This is a genomic window from Planococcus soli (assembly GCF_016881065.1).
Taxonomy (GTDB): domain Bacteria; phylum Bacillota; class Bacilli; order Bacillales_A; family Planococcaceae; genus Planococcus; species Planococcus soli.
In genome coordinates this window covers 172665-189913 of sequence record NZ_WXYN01000011.1, presented here as the reverse complement: position 1 = coordinate 189913, position 17249 = coordinate 172665, and the positions used below count along the sequence as shown (strand labels likewise).

At 44.6% G+C, this 17249-nt stretch carries 14 protein-coding genes and 1 pseudogene; 6 read left to right on the top strand and 9 right to left on the bottom strand.

Going from position 1 to position 17249, the window contains the following annotated elements:
• Positions 1-181: 181 nt before the first annotated feature.
• Positions 182-1069 carry a DMT family transporter gene (locus GJB59_RS05470; protein WP_142828976.1) on the bottom strand — a complete coding sequence of 296 codons (888 nt, stop codon included), beginning with the start codon at positions 1067-1069 and terminating at the stop codon, positions 182-184.
• Between the two features lie 106 nt (positions 1070-1175).
• On the opposite strand from GJB59_RS05470, the gene GJB59_RS05465 reads away from it, so the two are divergent.
• Positions 1176-1904, top strand: a complete 729-nt coding sequence (locus GJB59_RS05465) for an MgtC/SapB family protein (protein ID WP_142828975.1) — start codon at positions 1176-1178, stop codon at positions 1902-1904.
• 16 nt (positions 1905-1920) lie between these two features.
• A pseudogene (locus tag GJB59_RS05460) lies at positions 1921-2908 on the top strand (cation diffusion facilitator family transporter).
• Between the two features lie 40 nt (positions 2909-2948).
• Here GJB59_RS05460 and GJB59_RS05455 read toward each other — a convergent pair.
• From GJB59_RS05455 to pruA, 4 genes are all read right to left on the bottom strand, one after another.
• Positions 2949-4112, bottom strand: coding sequence for an iron-containing alcohol dehydrogenase (locus tag GJB59_RS05455; protein ID WP_142828974.1), 1164 nt, complete (start codon positions 4110-4112; stop codon positions 2949-2951).
• Between the two features lie 109 nt (positions 4113-4221).
• Complete coding sequence (locus GJB59_RS05450; RefSeq protein WP_142828973.1) at positions 4222-5466, bottom strand: Glu/Leu/Phe/Val family dehydrogenase; 1245 nt, start codon at positions 5464-5466, stop codon at positions 4222-4224.
• A gap of 81 nt (positions 5467-5547) precedes the next feature.
• Positions 5548-6741 carry an ornithine--oxo-acid transaminase gene (locus GJB59_RS05445; protein WP_142828972.1) on the bottom strand — a complete coding sequence of 398 codons (1194 nt, stop codon included), beginning with the start codon at positions 6739-6741 and terminating at the stop codon, positions 5548-5550.
• A gap of 77 nt (positions 6742-6818) precedes the next feature.
• Positions 6819-8363 carry an L-glutamate gamma-semialdehyde dehydrogenase gene (pruA, locus tag GJB59_RS05440; protein ID WP_142828971.1) on the bottom strand — a complete coding sequence of 515 codons (1545 nt, stop codon included), beginning with the start codon at positions 8361-8363 and terminating at the stop codon, positions 6819-6821.
• Positions 8364-8502: 139 nt separating this feature from the next.
• On the opposite strand from pruA, the gene GJB59_RS05435 reads away from it, so the two are divergent.
• On the top strand, positions 8503-9816 hold the full coding sequence (locus GJB59_RS05435) for a sigma 54-interacting transcriptional regulator (RefSeq protein WP_142828970.1): 1314 nt from the start codon (positions 8503-8505) through the stop codon (positions 9814-9816).
• 26 nt (positions 9817-9842) lie between these two features.
• Here GJB59_RS05435 and yugI read toward each other — a convergent pair whose 3' ends face one another.
• A complete protein-coding gene (yugI, locus tag GJB59_RS05430; RefSeq protein ID WP_142828969.1) occupies positions 9843-10217 on the bottom strand; it encodes a S1 domain-containing post-transcriptional regulator GSP13 in 375 nt (124 codons plus the stop codon).
• An 86-nt stretch (positions 10218-10303) separates the two neighbouring features.
• Positions 10304-12910, bottom strand: coding sequence for a sigma-70 RNA polymerase sigma factor region 4 domain-containing protein (locus GJB59_RS05425; RefSeq protein WP_142828968.1), 2607 nt, complete (start codon positions 12908-12910; stop codon positions 10304-10306).
• Positions 12911-13060: 150 nt separating this feature from the next.
• On the opposite strand from GJB59_RS05425, the gene GJB59_RS05420 reads away from it, so the two are divergent.
• Positions 13061-14395: a sodium-dependent transporter gene (locus GJB59_RS05420; protein ID WP_142828967.1), complete on the top strand. Its 1335-nt coding sequence runs from the start codon at positions 13061-13063 to the stop codon at positions 14393-14395.
• 97 nt (positions 14396-14492) lie between these two features.
• Positions 14493-14711: a helix-turn-helix domain-containing protein gene (locus GJB59_RS05415; RefSeq protein WP_142828966.1), complete on the top strand. Its 219-nt coding sequence runs from the start codon at positions 14493-14495 to the stop codon at positions 14709-14711.
• A gap of 54 nt (positions 14712-14765) precedes the next feature.
• On the opposite strand, the gene GJB59_RS05410 is transcribed toward GJB59_RS05415, so the two are convergent.
• Both GJB59_RS05410 and GJB59_RS05405 read right to left on the bottom strand, forming a co-directional pair.
• Positions 14766-15026, bottom strand: a complete 261-nt coding sequence (locus GJB59_RS05410) for a DUF1871 family protein (RefSeq protein WP_142828965.1) — start codon at positions 15024-15026, stop codon at positions 14766-14768.
• A gap of 103 nt (positions 15027-15129) precedes the next feature.
• Positions 15130-15834 carry a peptidylprolyl isomerase gene (locus GJB59_RS05405; protein ID WP_142828964.1) on the bottom strand — a complete coding sequence of 235 codons (705 nt, stop codon included), beginning with the start codon at positions 15832-15834 and terminating at the stop codon, positions 15130-15132.
• A gap of 127 nt (positions 15835-15961) precedes the next feature.
• Here GJB59_RS05405 and GJB59_RS05400 point away from each other — a divergent pair, with 127 nt between their 5' ends.
• The gene (locus tag GJB59_RS05400; RefSeq protein WP_142828963.1) at positions 15962-17194 is read left to right on the top strand and encodes an MFS transporter; all 1233 of its coding nucleotides are present in this window, start codon (positions 15962-15964) and stop codon (positions 17192-17194) included.
• The last annotated feature ends 55 nt before the right edge of the window (positions 17195-17249 follow it).

The following is a 17249-nucleotide window of genomic DNA, read 5'->3' as shown; positions in this document are numbered from 1 at the left end:
TTGTTGACGTTTTGCTGTTCAGTTTTCAAGGTTCAAGTTTTTCGTCGCGCTCATTGGCGACTTTATTAATATATCCTGTTTAGAACTCGTTGTCAATACTATTTCAAAATATTTTTACGAGCTGTCTTAAGGACATATATAAATATAAACCGCCACGAGCTAAAAATCAAGCTTTAATTTTTTAAAAGCGTTTTTTAATTTTTTTATAGTCTGCTACGAAGAGTGCAATCCCCGCTAACACTATACTTCCCCCGATAATTTGAGAAGCACTCAAATATTCTCCAAGAATAAAATAAGCAAGTATAGCAGCACCTACAGGCTCAAACAGAATCGCAATTGATATTACATTGGTGCTTACCCATTTTATAGCCCAATTGAATAAAGTATGCCCCAACAAATTCGGAATGATTGCTAGTAGCAGAAACCACATCCACTCGGACGCTGGATAAGGACCAAACGATTCCCCTTTAAATACAATATAGAAGAATAACGTTAAAGTGCTGATGCTATATACTACAAATGTATATGTTACTAAAGATAATCTTTTTCTAACATCCTGACCAAACAATAAGTAGGCTGTTATTAATGCACAGGCAATCAAAGCCAGCAAATCTCCATAAAGAGCACTTCCACTTACCTTGAAATCTCCATATCCGATTAAGACACTTCCCAAAATAGCAATGGCTCCAGCAATAAGAGTCTTCAGGGAAATTTTCTCTTTAAAGAAGAAGTATGTACCAGCGAAAGCAAACAAAGGCTGTAAAGTAACCAGCACCGTTGAACTCGCAACTGATGTATAATTAAGCGACTCAAACCATAAGATAAAGTGAAATGCTAAAAATACCCCAGCTATTGAAGTAAAGAGCCAGTCCCTTTTGCTTAGCTTTTTAATTTCATGGGTATATTTCAGAAAGAAGATCGGGCTCATGATCATTACAGAGAACAGCATACGGTAAAAAGCAGTAACGCCTGAGTCGGCGGATGTCATCTTTACAAAAATAGCTGATAGCGCTACAGAGAAAACTCCTATTATAATAGGGATATACGGGTGAATAGCCGGTTTCTCCATTTAAACACCTCTCTTCCCATTCTATCTTCACCGACAATGCACCTAGTAAGTTTGCCACTTTCCACCAGCAGAATCAATACGAGATTAAAAAATGGAGGTTTTCCTTATGGAGTTTTTTAGCGCAATGCAAGTTTCTTCATATGAAACTTTCTTTAAACTTGTTATTGCCGCTCTTTTAAGTTTAGTAATCGGACTGGAAAGGGAACTAAAGAGAAAGCCTGTCGGACTAAAGACAAGTGTGGTCATTTCGACTTTCAGTTGTCTGTTGACTATCATCTCGATTGAATCGGCCTATATTGCACAAGGCAGCGAGTATGACAATGTTAACATCACAATGGATCCGCTGCGCCTTGCCGCCCAGATTGTTTCAGGCATCGGTTTCTTAGGAGCTGGAGTGATTTTAAAACGCGGCAATGATTCTATTTCCGGCTTGACGACCGCCGCCATGATTTGGGGGGCTGGCGGAATCGGAATTGCCGTAGCAGCCGGTTTCTATATAGAAGCCGTGACCGCAGTCCTGCTAGTTCTGATCGGAATAGAAGTCCTGCCTCCCCTGCTCTTTAAGTTTGGGCCAAAGCGCCTGAAGATGGTGGAAGCAAATCTAAAAGTGATCGTTGCTGATCGAACGGCTATTCGGGAGGTGTTGAATGAGTTAAAAAATGGTGGCTCACTTATCGAAAGTATCGCTATAACGCACTCGAACAAGGAAAGTTCTACTGCCTTCCATGTACTATCGATACGCATGTCCTTTTCTCACGAAAAAGATACTGTCGATCTGTACCAAGAAATATCCGATATGAAAAAAGTTTTGCAAGTTGAAATTGAATTGATTTAATCGAGGAGGAAGTTTTATGAAGGAATTTTTTGGGTTATTGAAAAATGGCAACAAGCCGTCTTTGATGGCAGCAGTAATTAATACATTTATCGCAATTATGAAAGGAGTCGCATTTACCTTTACAGGAAATGTTGCGATGTTTGCTGAGACGATGCACTCAATCGGTGATGCAGCCAACCAGTATTTCGTCTTTATCGGTTCAGCCCTTTCAAAGAAAGCACCTACCAAAAGATTCCCCAATGGGTTTGGGCGCCTTTTGAACATTGTTCTACTAGGAGCAGTATTGATTGTTGGTATCATGGCATATGAAACCATTATCGAAGGTTGGCATCAATTGACTCACCCTGTAGAAGCAGAAGGATTTATCATCAGTGTTGTGGTATTATCAATTGCAATTATTCTTGAGTTCTTCGTTCTTTACAAAGCCGGTAAGGAAATCCTTCATGAAGCCGGCGTCAAAGGTGGAGCAATGGCTCCTTTGACCACCAGTTTCACTCTTTTAAACCGAGCCAAGCCAGCAACGAAGTTGGTTTTTTTGGAAGACTTAGTTGCCACTGCTGGTGGTGTCTTAGCCTTGATCGCCGTATTGATCGCGCACTATACCGGCTTCCTGCAAGTTGAAGGTGCCGCTTCAATCGCTATCGGCTTCATGATGCTATATGTCGTCGGGAAAATCTTTCTGGATAATGCCCGTGGAGCCATTGGTGAAACAGATGAACAAATGGTTAATCACATCGCACACATTTTGAGCGATCACCCTGACGTCCGCGACATAAAAGAATTGGAAGTCGTTAAAGAAGGCGAATTCCTTCATGTTGAAACTAAAATAGAAGTTGATCCAAATTTAAATGTCACACAGGCTAGATGCTTTGCAGGAACGCTTGGCAGAAATTATCCTCAGCCAGCCGAGTGTAGATGACGTAATTGTTTCTCTCGATGCAGACGATGGCGAAACCCATTGGACGCACTTGAGCAGCCGCCCAGCATCACTAGAAAACAAATAAACAAAGAAAAAAGGCTCAGCGCTTAGCGCTGAGCCTTTTCTTATAGAGAAGCTTGAAGAATTTCTTTGACGTCTTCGCCTTTTAATTTTGCAAAGTTGCCAAATTCGCCATAGACCATAGCTTTTTCAACCATCAAATCAATTTTTGAATCATCAATGTCGTAATAGTCCAAACGCGTCGGTGCTCCGAGTGAAGTCCAGAACGCAGACAGACGATCGATTCCTTCGTGCGCGATATCGGATTCTGACTTGCCTGTCGGGTCCACATCAAAGACACGAACCGCCATTTGCGCAAAACGCGCCGGATTGAGTTTCACATTGTGGCGCATCCATTGCGGGAAGAGAATCGCCAATCCGCCTGCATGGGGAATGTCATATACAGCCGACACGGCGTGCTCGATATTGTGCGATCCCCAATCGCCTCTGTAGCCCATTTCAAGGAATTTGTTCAAAGCCATCGTTCCGGCAAACAAAATCGTTTCACGGTGTTCATAGTTTTGACGGTCTTCCATCAATTTCGGTGCAGTTTCGATAACTGCTTTCAGGACACCTTCGCACATCCGGTCCTGGACTGGCGTATTAGTGGCATCGTTGAAGTATTGTTCAAAAATATGGGACATCATGTCTACAATTCCGTAGACCGTATGATTTTCCGGTACCGATAATGTATACGTCGGATCCAGGATTGAGAATTGCGGGAATGACAACGGGCTTCCCCATCCATACTTTTCCTGTGTTTCCTCATTCGTAATAACAGAACCTGCATTCATTTCGGAACCGGTTGCAGCGATTGTAAGAACTGTTCCAAAAGGCAACGCTTCTTCTGGCTGTGCTTTGCGGGAAACGAAATCCCAAGCGTCTCCGTCATATTTTGCGCCGCATGCGATAAGCTTGGTGCAGTCAATGACCGAGCCGCCCCCTACTGCCAAAATCATCTCAATGCCTTCTTTTTTGCAGATATCGATGCCTTTTCTAGCAGTCGAGATCCGTGGATTCGGCTCCACTCCGGACAGTTCGAAAACTTCCAGATCAGCTTCTGACAGCATTTGAATGACTTCGTCATACAGGCCATTCTTCTTGATGCTGCCGCCACCGTATACTAGCAATACTTTCTTGCCGAATTTCGGCAATTCTTTCTTGGCCGCCTGAAGCTGGCCTTTTCCAAAAATAAGTTTTACCGGGTTGTAAAATGAAAATGCATTCATCCAATCATCCTCCTCTATTCAGGTTATATTATGGAGTTTCCCAAATTAAAAAGCAAAAGATTGAGACAGAAAAACCGCCTGGATTGGAATCCAGGCGGTTTTTTTAGTCTTAAACCCATCCACGGAAGCGTGAAGCTTCAGCAGTTCTGCGGGCGCCGACCATATAAGCTGCCAGGCGCATGTCGATATTGCGTGTAATGGCAACGTTGTAGACATTTTCAAATGCGTCTACAAGTTTTTTGTTGAGTTTTTCGTCCACTTCTTCCTGCGTCCAGTAATAACCTTGGTTATTTTGCACCCATTCAAAGTAGGAAACTGTAACTCCACCAGAACTTGCCAAGACGTCAGGAACCAAAAGGATTCCACGGTCTGTCAGCATCTTAGTAGCTTCAGCGGTCGTTGGGCCGTTTGCCGCTTCGACAACGATAGAAGCTTTGATGTCGTTGGCATTTTCTTCTGTAATCTGATTCGCGATAGCTGCTGGTACAAGAATATCACAATCCAGTTCAAACAGCTCTTTGTTGGTAATCGTGTTATCGAAAAGGGTCGTGACTGTTCCAAAGCTGTCGCGGCGGTCCAATAAATAATCGATGTCCAAGCCGTCTGGGTCATGAAGAGCCCCGTAGGCATCTGAAATCCCGACTACTTTTGCTCCAGCGTCATGCAGGAACTTCGCAAGGAAGCTTCCGGCGTTGCCGAAACCTTGGATAACAACGCGTGCACCCTGCATATCCAGGCCGCGTTTTTTGGCAGCTTCATTAATACAGATGGTGACGCCTTGAGCCGTTGCTTTGTCTCGGCCCTGGGAACCGCCAAGAACAATCGGTTTGCCCGTAATAAAGCCAGGAGAGTTGAATTCATCAATCTTGCTGTATTCATCGTACATCCATGCCATAATTTGTGAGTTCGTAAAGACATCCGGTGCCGGGATGTCTTTGTTCGGTCCGACAATCTGGCTGATTGCACGAACATAACCACGGCTCAATTTCTCGATTTCGTGCATGGACATTTCACGCGGATCGCAGATAATGCCACCCTTGGCTCCGCCGTATGGCAATTCTACAATTCCACATTTTAATGTCATCCACATTGACAAAGCAATGACTTCGTCACGATTTACGTCCGGATGAAAACGGACTCCACCTTTGGTCGGTCCCACCGCATCACTGTGTTGAGCACGGTAACCCGTAAAGACTTTTGTTTTGCCATCATCCATCCGCACTGGAATGCGCACTTCCAAAATCCGCATCGGTTCTTTTAGAAGTTCGTACATCGCATCTTCGTATCCAAGCTTATCCAATGCAGTTTTAATAACATTCTGCGTAGACGTCAACAAGTTCAAGTTTTCAGCCATTGTATTAGTTCGCCTCTTTTTATTTAGTAATTACTCAGCATCTAGTGTAACACATGTCAAGATTTATGTGCCACGAGAATGTTATTTAGAGAATACTTTCTGAATGCGTTCAATTGCCCAATCCAACTCTTCTTTCGAAATGATTAATGGAGGAGCAAAACGGATGACCGTGTCATGCGTTTCTTTGCACAGAAGACCCAACTCTTTTAATTGTTCGCAGTATGGTCTTGCCGCTTCTGTCAATTCCATGCCGATGAACAAACCGCGGCCTCTGACTTCTTTGACAGATGGATGATCGATTTCACGCAATTTCCCCATGAAGTATTCACCAAGCTCCTGAGAACGCTCTGAAAGCTTCTCATCAACCAAGACTTCCATAGAAGCAACTGATACTGCACAGGCAAGCGGGTTTCCGCCGAACGTTGAACCGTGCGAGCCTGGGTTGAATACGCCTAGTACGGATTTGTCGGCTACTACGCATGAAATCGGGAATACACCGCCGCCAAGTGCTTTGCCCAAGATGTACATATCCGGATTGACATCTTCCCATTCGCAGGCGAACATTTTACCAGTACGTGCTAGGCCGCATTGAATTTCATCGGCAATGAAAAGAACATTGTTTTCGCGGCAAAGCTCTCCCGCAGCTTTAAGGAAACCTTGCGGAGGCATAATGATTCCTGCTTCACCTTGGATCGGTTCGATTAAGAATGCAGCTGTATTTGGCGTAATAGCATTTTTCAATGCTTCCAAATCACCGAAAGGAACCAAGTTGATGCCTGGAAGCATCGGCCCGAAGCCTTTGCGGTATTCAGGATCTGATGACAAAGAAACAGCAGTCATTGTACGGCCATGGAAGTTTCCGTCGCACGCAATGATTTCTGCCTGGTTTTCAGCAACACCCTTAACGTCGTAAGCCCAGCGGCGAGCTGCTTTGATGGCCGTCTCTACAGCTTCGGCGCCTGTGTTCATCGGCAATGCCATTTCCTTGCCGGAAATATCGCAGATCATTTGGTACCAAGGAGCCAATTTATCATTATGGAACGCACGTGAAGTCAAAGTAACACGATCTGCCTGGTCTTTTAATGCCTGAATGATTTTCGGATGGCGATGTCCCTGGTTAACAGCTGAGTACGCTGACAACATGTCCATGAATTTATTGCCTTCCGGATCTTTTACCCAAACACCTTCTGCTTCTGTAATCACGATTGGCAGTGGGTGATAGTTATTTGCCCCGTATTTTTCTGTTTGTTCAATGATAGTTTGTGTTTGTGTCATGTAAATTCCTCCTTTTTTTAAAAAAAGGCAGACCTCTGTCTGCCCTTTAGTGAATGATTATACCATTTTATGATTGATTAATACATTTCAGAAGTGGTTTTTGCTTGCATGTGAAGACCGATATAATCCGGTCCGCCTGCTTTTGAATCTGTTCCGGACATGTTGAATCCGCCAAATGACTGATATCCAACAATCGCACCGGTACAGCCGCGGTTGAAGTAAAGGTTTCCTACGTGGAAATCTTCACGGGCTTTTTCCAGGTTCGCACGGTTGTTTGTGATAACTCCGCCAGTCAAGCCGTACTCCGTGTTGTTAGCGATTTCGATTGCATGGTCAAAATCTTTCGCTTTGGTGATTCCGACAACAGGTCCAAAGATTTCTTCCTGCATAACGCGTGCATTTGGATCAAGGTCAGCGAAAACGGTTGGGTTAACAAAATAACCTTTCGAATCGTCCCCGTCTCCGCCAGCAACCAAACGGCCTTCTTCTTTGCCGATTTCGATATAGCTCATGATTTTCTTGTATGAGTTGCCGTCAATAACCGGTCCCATGTAGTTTGACTGATCAACCGGATCGCCGATCGTCAATTCTTTCGTCAATTCAATTACGCGTTCCACTACAGTATCGTAGACATCTTCAACGATGACCGCACGTGATCCAGCTGAACATTTCTGTCCGCTAAAACCGAATGCTGATTTTACAATCGATTGTGCAGCAAGCTCAAGATCCGCTTCCTTGTCCACAACCATTGTGTTTTTGCCGCCCATTTCAGCAATCAAGCGTTTCATCCAAACTTGACCTTCGTTCACTTTTGAAGAACGTTCTGCAATGCGCAGGCCGACTTCTTTTGAACCAGTAAATGAGATAAAGCGTGTGTTCGCGTGATCTACCAAGTAATCCCCAACTTCAGAGCCTGGTCCTGGAATGTAGTTGACAACGCCTGGTGGCATGCCCGCTTCTTCAAGAACTTCAATGAACTTGTAAGCGACAACCGGAGTTGTTGAAGCTGGCTTCAATAGAACCGTGTTTCCTGCAACCATCGCAGCAACTGTTGTTCCAGCCATAATCGCAAATGCGAAGTTCCAAGGTGAAATGACGACGCCTACACCCAATGGAATGTAGTCGTAGCGATTGTCTTCGCCTGGACGGCTTTCCACTGGCATGCCATCTTTCAGGCGCAGCATTTGGCGAGCGTAATATTCCATGAAATCGATTGCTTCTGCTGTATCAGCATCTGCCTCGTTCCATGGCTTGCCTGCTTCTTTTGTCAAAAGTGCCGAGAATTCGTGCTTACGGCGACGGACAATCGCAGCTGCTCTCATCAAAACATCAGCGCGAATTTCAGGTTTCACTTTTTTCCATGTTTTAAAAGCTTCATCAGCTGATTGCATTGCCTGCTCAGCCAACTCTTTTGTTGATTTTGACACGCGGCCAATTAGTTCTTCTTTATTTGAAGGGTTAAACGAAACAATTTTATCTTCAGTGGTAATGCGTTCGCCACCAATAATTAATGGATAGTCCTGACCCAGGTATGCTTCAACTGTTTTCAAGCCCTCCAGAAAGTCTGTGCGGTTTTTGTCAATCGAGAAATCTGTGAATGGTTCATGTTTGTAGGGAATCATGTAAATCCTCCTTGAGTTTTAAGTAAGCGCAAAAAAAATTTGCACTTTATAACTGCTTCCATATATAATAATGCAAAAGATTGTTGCATAATTCAAGTGTTTTTATTTAAAAAGTCAAAATAATTTTGGAGTGAACAGCTTGAAACCGGAAAAAATTGATTTATCGCCGTTCTATAAATTTGCTGGAGAGCATGTCGCCATTGGGATTCATGCCATCGACCTTAAAGGAAAAACCATTCTTTACAATAAAAAAATGAGGGAAATTGAAGGATTTGATTTTGAGGAGCTGGCAGATCGGTCGCTGCTCGAGATGTTCCGTTTCGACCAGCATGAGAGCACCCTGCTGCAGGTTCTACAAAGCGGGACACCTGTTTTTAATGTCAAACAAACTTATTGGAACCGCAAAGGACAGGAAATCACCACCATCAATGATACGTATCCTGTCCGTGATAAAGGAACATTGCTGGGGGCCATCGAATTATCACGCGACGTCACCACCCTTGAAAAAGTGATTTATCAGCCGCTTCGAAAATACGACGAGCCCATCACCTTTTCGACCATTACCGCAGTTTCCAAAAGCATGAAGAAAGTGATTGCTATAGCCGAAAAAGCGGCGACTGCAAAATTGCCGGTGCTGCTGGTAGGTGAATCGGGAACGGGCAAGGAATTGATTGCTGAGGCGATCCACTGGGCGCATTCTTCCGACCGGCAAATGTATACCCTTTACTGCCACGGAACGGACGGTTCTATCATAGATCAACTGGGAGAAGATATAAAAAAAATCGGCGACGGTACGATTTACTGTGAACGAATCGATCTGCTGCCGCTTTCTCTGCAGGAGCAATTGCTGGAAATGGCCGAGGAAGGATCACGCGGCAATACGTATTTTATCGCCAGCGTCGGCGATGACCCGGTTGAATTGATCGCTTCGAATAAATTACTGAAGGACCTGTATTACTTCTTTTCATCGATGACCATCAAGGTTGAGCCGCTGCGCTCTAGAAAAGAAGACATTCTGCCGTTTGTAGACGATTATTTTTCCCGCCATCGGATGAAAGTCGGTTCGGTCGTCCGCGGCTTGGACAAAGAAGTAACGGATCTGCTGCATGCCTATGACTGGCCGGGAAATTTAAAAGAACTTGAATTGCTGCTCGATGAGACTACTTCCATGCTGACGACACAGGAAATTGTTACTGTCGATATGCTGCCTCATCACTTTAAGATGAAAAGCGAATTAAAAGGGGCTCTCAAGCCCGAGGATTTTATCGTTCAATCCAATACAGAGCTTTTGCCTTTGGAGGAATATCTGTTTGAGGCTGAAATGTATTATTTGCAAAAGGCGATGGACCTGCATGGCGGCAATGTAACGAAAGCCGCTGCTGCCCTTGGCATGAGCCGCCAAAATTTGCAGTACCGGCTGCGGAAAATCAAAAAAAACGAAGCACAGACATAATGTCCGTGCTTCGTTTTTTTGTTTTCTTACTGCCCAGAGCGCTTGATCCACTCTTGCATTTTGTCTTTCAACGAATTGAATCCTTCAGAATCACTTTCGTTAACGTGTGATTGAAGAGATTGTTTTGGCTTTTCAGTTCTTTGAGCTGCTGGTGGCTGCTCTTGAAGCGCGCGGATTGACAAGCTGATTTTTTTAGATTTTTCATCAACTTCCAATACTTTCACGTCAACTTCTTGTCCTACTGCCAAATACTCACTTACTTCTTTTACGTAACCGTGAGTGATTTCTGAAATGTGGACCAACCCTTGTGTTTGGTCGTCTAAAGCTACGAATGCACCGTATGGCTGGATTCCAGTTACTTTACCTGAAACCGTATCGCCTGTTTGGTATGTTTTTGTCATGTTTACCCGCTCCTAGTCATATCTAATTGTCCTGTACACCTATTGGCATCTGTATATTATAGCACAGGTATATGCTGAGAGCAAAATCAGAAATTTTTCATACCCGCCATCCGCCATCCGGCTGCAGTTTCTTTCATGTCAAACATAACCTGAATCATGCCCATTTTAGAGTCGGATGCGTATTTCAAATCAACACTTCCACTGCCATAAGTAAGCATTTCAGGGTTGAAATGAGTTCGGAAAGTTAATTCCTCCAGTTCCGAAAATGGCTGGAAGCTGGAAATATCTAGAAAGTATCTTAACTCTTCGTTTGTCCAGTCTGTTTCAGCCATCAGTTTCCCCATGACCTCGATATCTTTGGCATCCGCAGCTTTAAAGAACACACCAGCCACTTCCACGGCATCGGTTTCAACCGGCAATTGGTTCTGAAATCGGCCGGCAATTAATGTATAAAGCGAATCAACCTGCTCCTGAAATTGCTCGTCTTCAAGCAAATTACGGCTAGCGTATCGTTGGTAATTGATTTGCCAAATCTGGTCTTTTTCTGTGACCAGCAGCACATCCAATTGTTCAAGAAACTCCTCTGAGTCGATTTGTGGATAAAGATAAACCTTGTCTTTCACTCGCTGCTTATAAAAATCTTCAGAGAGCTCGACCCAATTTGCGTTTTCCGTCAATTCAGGAATAGGCTGCCATTCTTCTTGAAACGCTTGAAGCGTTGGTTTTATTGGACTGTCTGCCAGCAAATGCCAAATTGTCTCCGTATCGTCTATTGAATTGGCATAATGATACATGAACAGTACATCAAGTGGCGGTACACCTGACAAAATTTGTGTGTCATAGGCAGCTGTGAAAGATTCGTATAACGGTTCGATCCGGCTGTAGTCAAAATCCTTCAGGTCGACAAATTCATCCTCAATTACCAAATCCCCATTTGGCAGCTTATCAGCCAATATCCCTGACTTTTCCATTTCCAATGCATTCAACAAGTCATCAAACTGCACATCATCGTAATGCGCAGAAGCTGTCCAGCCGCTCGCTTCCATTTCTTCCAGGATTGGCAGCATTACATAAGCCATTGGATTGGAAGAAGCCACACCACTCCAGGCACTGCGGTATTCTATTTTCACTTTGCCCTCTTTATCAAAAACCGGAGAATTGCCGCCTCCCTTTAGCAGCTGCCAAAAGGTTTGCAAATAAGCCACTTCAACTCCATCAAACAATGAAGTTGCTCCTCCTTCTTCCAATAAGGCTTGCTCCATCGTGATGAGATGCTGTGGAACCAAGTCGAGCGGCATCAAAAAGCCGCTGCTGTCAAAATAGGGTTCGGTGCTTAAAAAACTTAAGTATCCCCATGCGTAGGGATCGGATGCCATTGGCTGCTGCTGGTTGAGCTTACTGACGTCGCGCACCGTTCTTAACCGCTCCTCGTTTGGATGCACGACTGCCATTAAGCTATATTCAGGCAGAGCTTCTACAACCAAACGCAGCTCCTCGGGGAAGCTTTCAGTTTGGGCCATCAGTTTTTCAGGAGACAGCTGCTCCATGACAATCGTCGATTCCAGCTCTTTCCCATATTTTGTTAGAACACTATCGGCATACACCCTTAGTTCATCCGTCTTGGCTTCAAAGTTGCGCAGAAAGTTTTCCATCTCAGTGGAAAGCATTGGATTGGAACCCGACAAAGAATCCACCATTCCGCGTGGCGTCTCGATCTGCCTAAAGAGGCGATCGACTCTCTCTTCCATTCCAATTGGGTCTTTTTCTAATGTTTCCAGCGTTTCTCTACTGAAAACCCGTTCCTTTTCGGCATCTGCCAGCTTGACATATTTTAGCTGCTCATACTGTTCTTTCGTCATCCCTAACCGGTCCGGTGAAGTTTCTTTAATTGTTTCGTATTGGTTCTGCCAGTCGTCGACCATTCCGTCAGTCACTGTGTTCTCCTGCTGAAAACCCGTGGTTCCCGCATTTTGTTGCTGTTGGTCGTTGACAGAAAAACTGACCCCAATGACCGACGCCAAAAATAAGCCAGCTGCACCCAAAAGGAATCCTGTTTTTTTCTTTATCGGCGTCGGCTTCTGCTTTAGCAAAGCAGATTCGGCAACCGGGAGCTTCGCCTCTATCCTTTGTTCTTCAAATTTTACTAAAGAAGGCAGCATCAAACGCTGATATGATTTTTGAAGCATCGCTAAACGCTGCACTGTTTGCCGCTCGCCCAATTGCAGGTGGGACTGTAATTTCCGCAGCCCTTCTCGCTGCAGTTCCTCGAGTTGCTGCTCAGACTTCTCTGTAATCGCCAGAATATCTTCCAAAGAAAGTTCCTGAAAATAAAACAAAGCTAAAGTGATCCGTTGCTGCAGTTCCAGCTGCTGCAGCTCATTGTGTAATTCCTGATCCTCCAAAAAACCAAGGACTTGAGGATTTCCCTTGCCTATTACCGGGAAATCCATAGTGAATGATTGTTGAATGATCCGCTTGTAAAATTGGATTTCTGCCTCTTCAGGCGTAAATTGTATAAGTTGGGAATACAACTGCTCAGCTGTTCGCTGTTGGAGGGCCGGCAGTTCTTCTATCGGGACTCCCACCTGGTATCCAAAGCGGCCCGTATTGGCTAGAATGCCTTTTGCCCATGCTTCAAAAGCGGAGCTGTCCCCTTTTTGTGCCTGTTTGTATAAATCAGTCAAAGAAGTCATTGCTCCACCTCTCTATTAGTCGGAATAATCATTCTATTATACTTACTGATTGTTATACGGTTCAATCTCTCCAGCGTTTCAAATTCTGCTATTTTTTTTAGTGCCGCTCGTGTAAAATGAGGAAATCTATATGAAATAGGAGTGATGAAGTTGAAGAAACGTGAACAATGGAGTTCCAAATTGGGCTTTGTTCTTGCAGCAGCAGGAAGTGCCATCGGCCTCGGCGCCATTTGGAAGTTCCCATACGAAACCGGCGCAAATGGCGGCAGTGTATTTATCCTGCTGTTTATCATCAGCACTGTAGCTATCGGGTTGCCGATCCTGCTTGCTGAGTTTGTGATTGGCCGCAGAGGCCAGGCGGATGCTGTCAGCGGTTTGAAAAAACAAGCACCCGGCAAGCCTTGGTATTTAATCGGATGGTCCGGATTTATCTTTTCATTTCTGATTTTGTCGTTTTACAGCGTTGTCGGCGGTTGGGTCTTATCTTACCTGGGCCGCTCTATCCTGTTCCAGCTGTCCGATTTAGGAGACGCTGAATTTGCCGAGCTATTCACCGGCATTATTACCAACCCGTGGGAAGTTCTGCTTGCGCAAGCCGCTTTCATGGGATTGACAATCTGGATCGTTCAAGGGGGCATCAAAGGCGGCATCGAACGCGCCAGCAAAATTATGATGCCTGCTTTATTGATTTTCTTTGTGGTGCTGATGGTCCGTTCGTTAACACTTGATGGCGCCATGGAAGGCGTTCGCTTTATGTTTGTTCCGGACTGGTCTTTCTTTAACTTTGAGACAGCCCTCATTGCACTTGGGCAGGCCTTCTTCTCGCTGAGCGTCGGTGTTGCAGGAATGATCACTTATGCCTCTTATCTGTCAAAATCGGAAAATCTGACACGTTCATCTGTCAGCGTCGTGTCACTGAATATCGTGATTTCGATTATGGCAGGATTGATCATTTTCCCAGCGGTTTTCGCTTTGGGGTATACACCCGATCAAGGTCCCGGACTGGTATTCATCATTTTGCCAGCTATTTTTGATCAGCTGTTCATGGGTGAATTCTTGATGATCATTTTCTTTGTCCTGTTGCTGTTTGCAACTTTAACTTCCTCCATCTCCATGTTGGAGATTACCGTTTCCATCGGGGTCAAAAGCAAATACGATCGCCGCCGCCGTGTCGCATTGATTTTCGGCCTGATGATTTTTATCGTCGGAATTCCAAGCGCCTTGTCTTTCGGCGTCATGCCGCAGGAAATTTTCTTCGGCTTTACGTTCTTCGATTTTGTCGACACTTTGACCAGCCGGATCGGGTTGCCGCTTGGTGCCCTGTTCACTGCATTGTTCGCAGGCTATGTCCTGACAAAAGAAGATGCGCACAATGAGCTGTCACAGCAAAAAGTATGGGTGGATGTTTGGCGCGTGCTGGTTCGCTACGTCGCACCTGTTGCGATCATCGTAGTCTTTATCCAAGGAATCATTGCTATTTTTTGAGCTAACTGTTCGAAAGATGCCATAACTTATCCTACCGAAAAATATCTGTGCGTGATAGTATATAAATAGAAGAAAGTTCCATATTATGAAGGAGTGCATGAATTTGAAAAATGAATTACACACCCAATTAAAAGCGCTTCGCGAAGAGCGCAACTTATCGTTAGATGAACTGGCTTTAAAAACAAGAATTGGTGTTGCCAAGCTTCAAGCCTATGAAAGCGGCGAAGAAGTTCCCTCCAATTCAACCATTCTTATTCTTTCAAATGCATTGGAAGTGCCAGCTTCAAATCTGGTCGATGGTTTAGAATCAAAATAATTCTATAAAAAAGAGCTGTCGGCGAATTTTCGCCGACAGCTCTTTTTGTATGTCTCAGATAATATGTTTCGCTTCGTACTTGAGCGCAATCAGTTTGTAAGAAATCTCAACGCATTGTTCCAGCGGAATCCATTTTTTAAATGAACTTTCATAGATGCTTTGAATCTTTTTTGCCAGTTCTGATGGATGGTCCAGAACATGCAATTGATCGACAACTTTATCAATTTCTTTATCGTATAACTCTGAGCCGATGGCAAAAGGATCCCATTCTTCCATAACTGTCCCTGCTCTTCTGTTCATTTCATTTGTGTCCATGTTTTTTCACCTAACATTTCTCCAGCGTTAAGAGCTATAATAGCACATACACAAAAAAACAAAAGCAGAAGAACCCGGTGTAAAAGGTGTTTCTGCAATTTGTTTATTGCTCCAGAACTTCGATGGAATCGATCGTTACATCATCAACCGGCTTTTCCTGCACAGTTTCAACCGCTGCGATGGAATCCACTATATCCATGCCTTCAATTACCTGGCCGAATACAGTATGGGCACCGTCAAGCCAAAATGCGCCGCCCTGCTCCAAGTACGCTTGTTGAATTTCTTCCGGGTATTCGACAGTGAAATCTTCTTCGTTGACTGTTGTTGGTCCCTGTACGATGAAGAACTGGCTGCCATTGGTGCCAGGTCCGGCATTTGCCATTGACAACGCACCGCGGATATTAAACAGGTGGTCATGAAATTCGTCTTCGAATGGAGCGCCGTAGATGCTTTCGCCGCCCCCACCCGTTCCAGTAGGGTCTCCTGTTTGAAGCATAAAGTCTTCAATGATCCGGTGGAAAGTCAGTCCATCATAGTAGCCTTCTTCAGCATGCGTCAAAAAGTTTTCTACTGCTTTTGGCGCAATATCCGGAAACAGCTTGATTTGCATGGTTCCCATAGATGTCGTGAGCTCAACAAGCGCTTCGTTGTCGGCAACTTCCGTGGACAATTGCGGATAGCCTTCTACTTCCACCGCTTCGCTTTGTGTTTGTTCTGGTGTTTCTTCAGTCTCTGTCTCCGCTTCTTGTCCTGAGCACGCGCCCAGGAATATGGCCAATAAAATCGGCGTCATTATTATTTTTTTCATCTTTTTCACCCCGCCTTATTTTAGCATAGAAGTTTTTTGAATTCACTGGTAAGTTTTAGCTCTTTTTTCGTGTGACGAAATAATATATAATAAGAACAGATGCTCCTTTTAGAAAGAAGGGTTCCTTATGGATACTCAGAAAAAGAATTTCTTTATAATCATGTTCACCAATTTCCTGGTTGCCGGCAGTACCACTATGATTATGCCATTCTTATCTCTTTATATTGAATCGCTTGGCAATTTTTCGGACGAATATGTACAGCGCTGGTCCGGACTTGTTTTTGGCGTCACTTTTGTGGCTGCATTGATCATGTCGCCGATTTGGGGACGCATTGCCGACAAATATGGCTTCAAGCCGATTTTAATCATTAACGGATTCGGCATCGCCATCAGCATCTTCTTGATGGGAACCGCCGACTCTGTTTCAGAGTTGTTCATGATTCGCCTGTTCATGGGTGTCGTGACCGGATTTATTCCAACATCCTTGGCTTTTGTCAGTTCTCAAACCCCTAAGGAAACAGCCGGGAAAACATTGGGTACACTGCAAATGGGCAGTGTCTCAGGTACGCTTTTCGGACCTGTAATCGGTGGATTGATGGCAGATGCTTTTGGCTTCGAATATACTTTCCTGATTACAGCGAGCATCATTGCCGTTGCTGCCCTGTTCGTCGTATTCGGCTTGCACGAAATCAAACGGGTGAAATTGAAAGATGCCCACGTCTATGCACCGAAAACAATTGTCAGCGGAATATTGAGCCACCGCCTGATGCTCAATGTCATGATCATCACAGCATTGATCCAAATCGGCAATTTCAGCATCCAGCCTCTGTTGTCTCTGTATGTGGCAGAATTGACGGAAGACACTGCCCAAGTGGCATTTCTTGCCGGAATTACATTTAGTGCCACTGGCGTCGGCAATCTGCTGTTTGCCCGCCGCTGGGGAAGACTGGGTGACTCGATCGGCTACGAGAAAGTTCTCGGACTATTGCTGCTGCTTGCATTCGTCTTTATCATTCCTCAGGCATTTGTTACCGAACTCTGGCAACTGATCGCTTTGCGCTTATTGTTCGGCATTGCAGTCGGTGGAATGATCCCGACGACTACAGCCCTGATGCGGCGGGAAGCGCCTATCGAAATTCAAGGAGAAATTATGGGCTACAACACCAGCTTCCGCTTTCTTGGAAACATTATCGGTCCGATGTTCGGCGGGATTGTCAGCGGGTTTATTGGCATCTCTTCGGTTTTCATCGTAACCGGTGTACTATTTGTCGTCGCTTTTGCTTTCCTTCGGTATACATTAGCCAAACCGCAGCAGGATTTCGAAGATGTCTTGCTTGAGCAGGAATTGAAGAACATGTAGAAAAAACCCGGTATTCGACTGAAAACCGGGTTTTTTCCTGCTTTCATCGAAATTC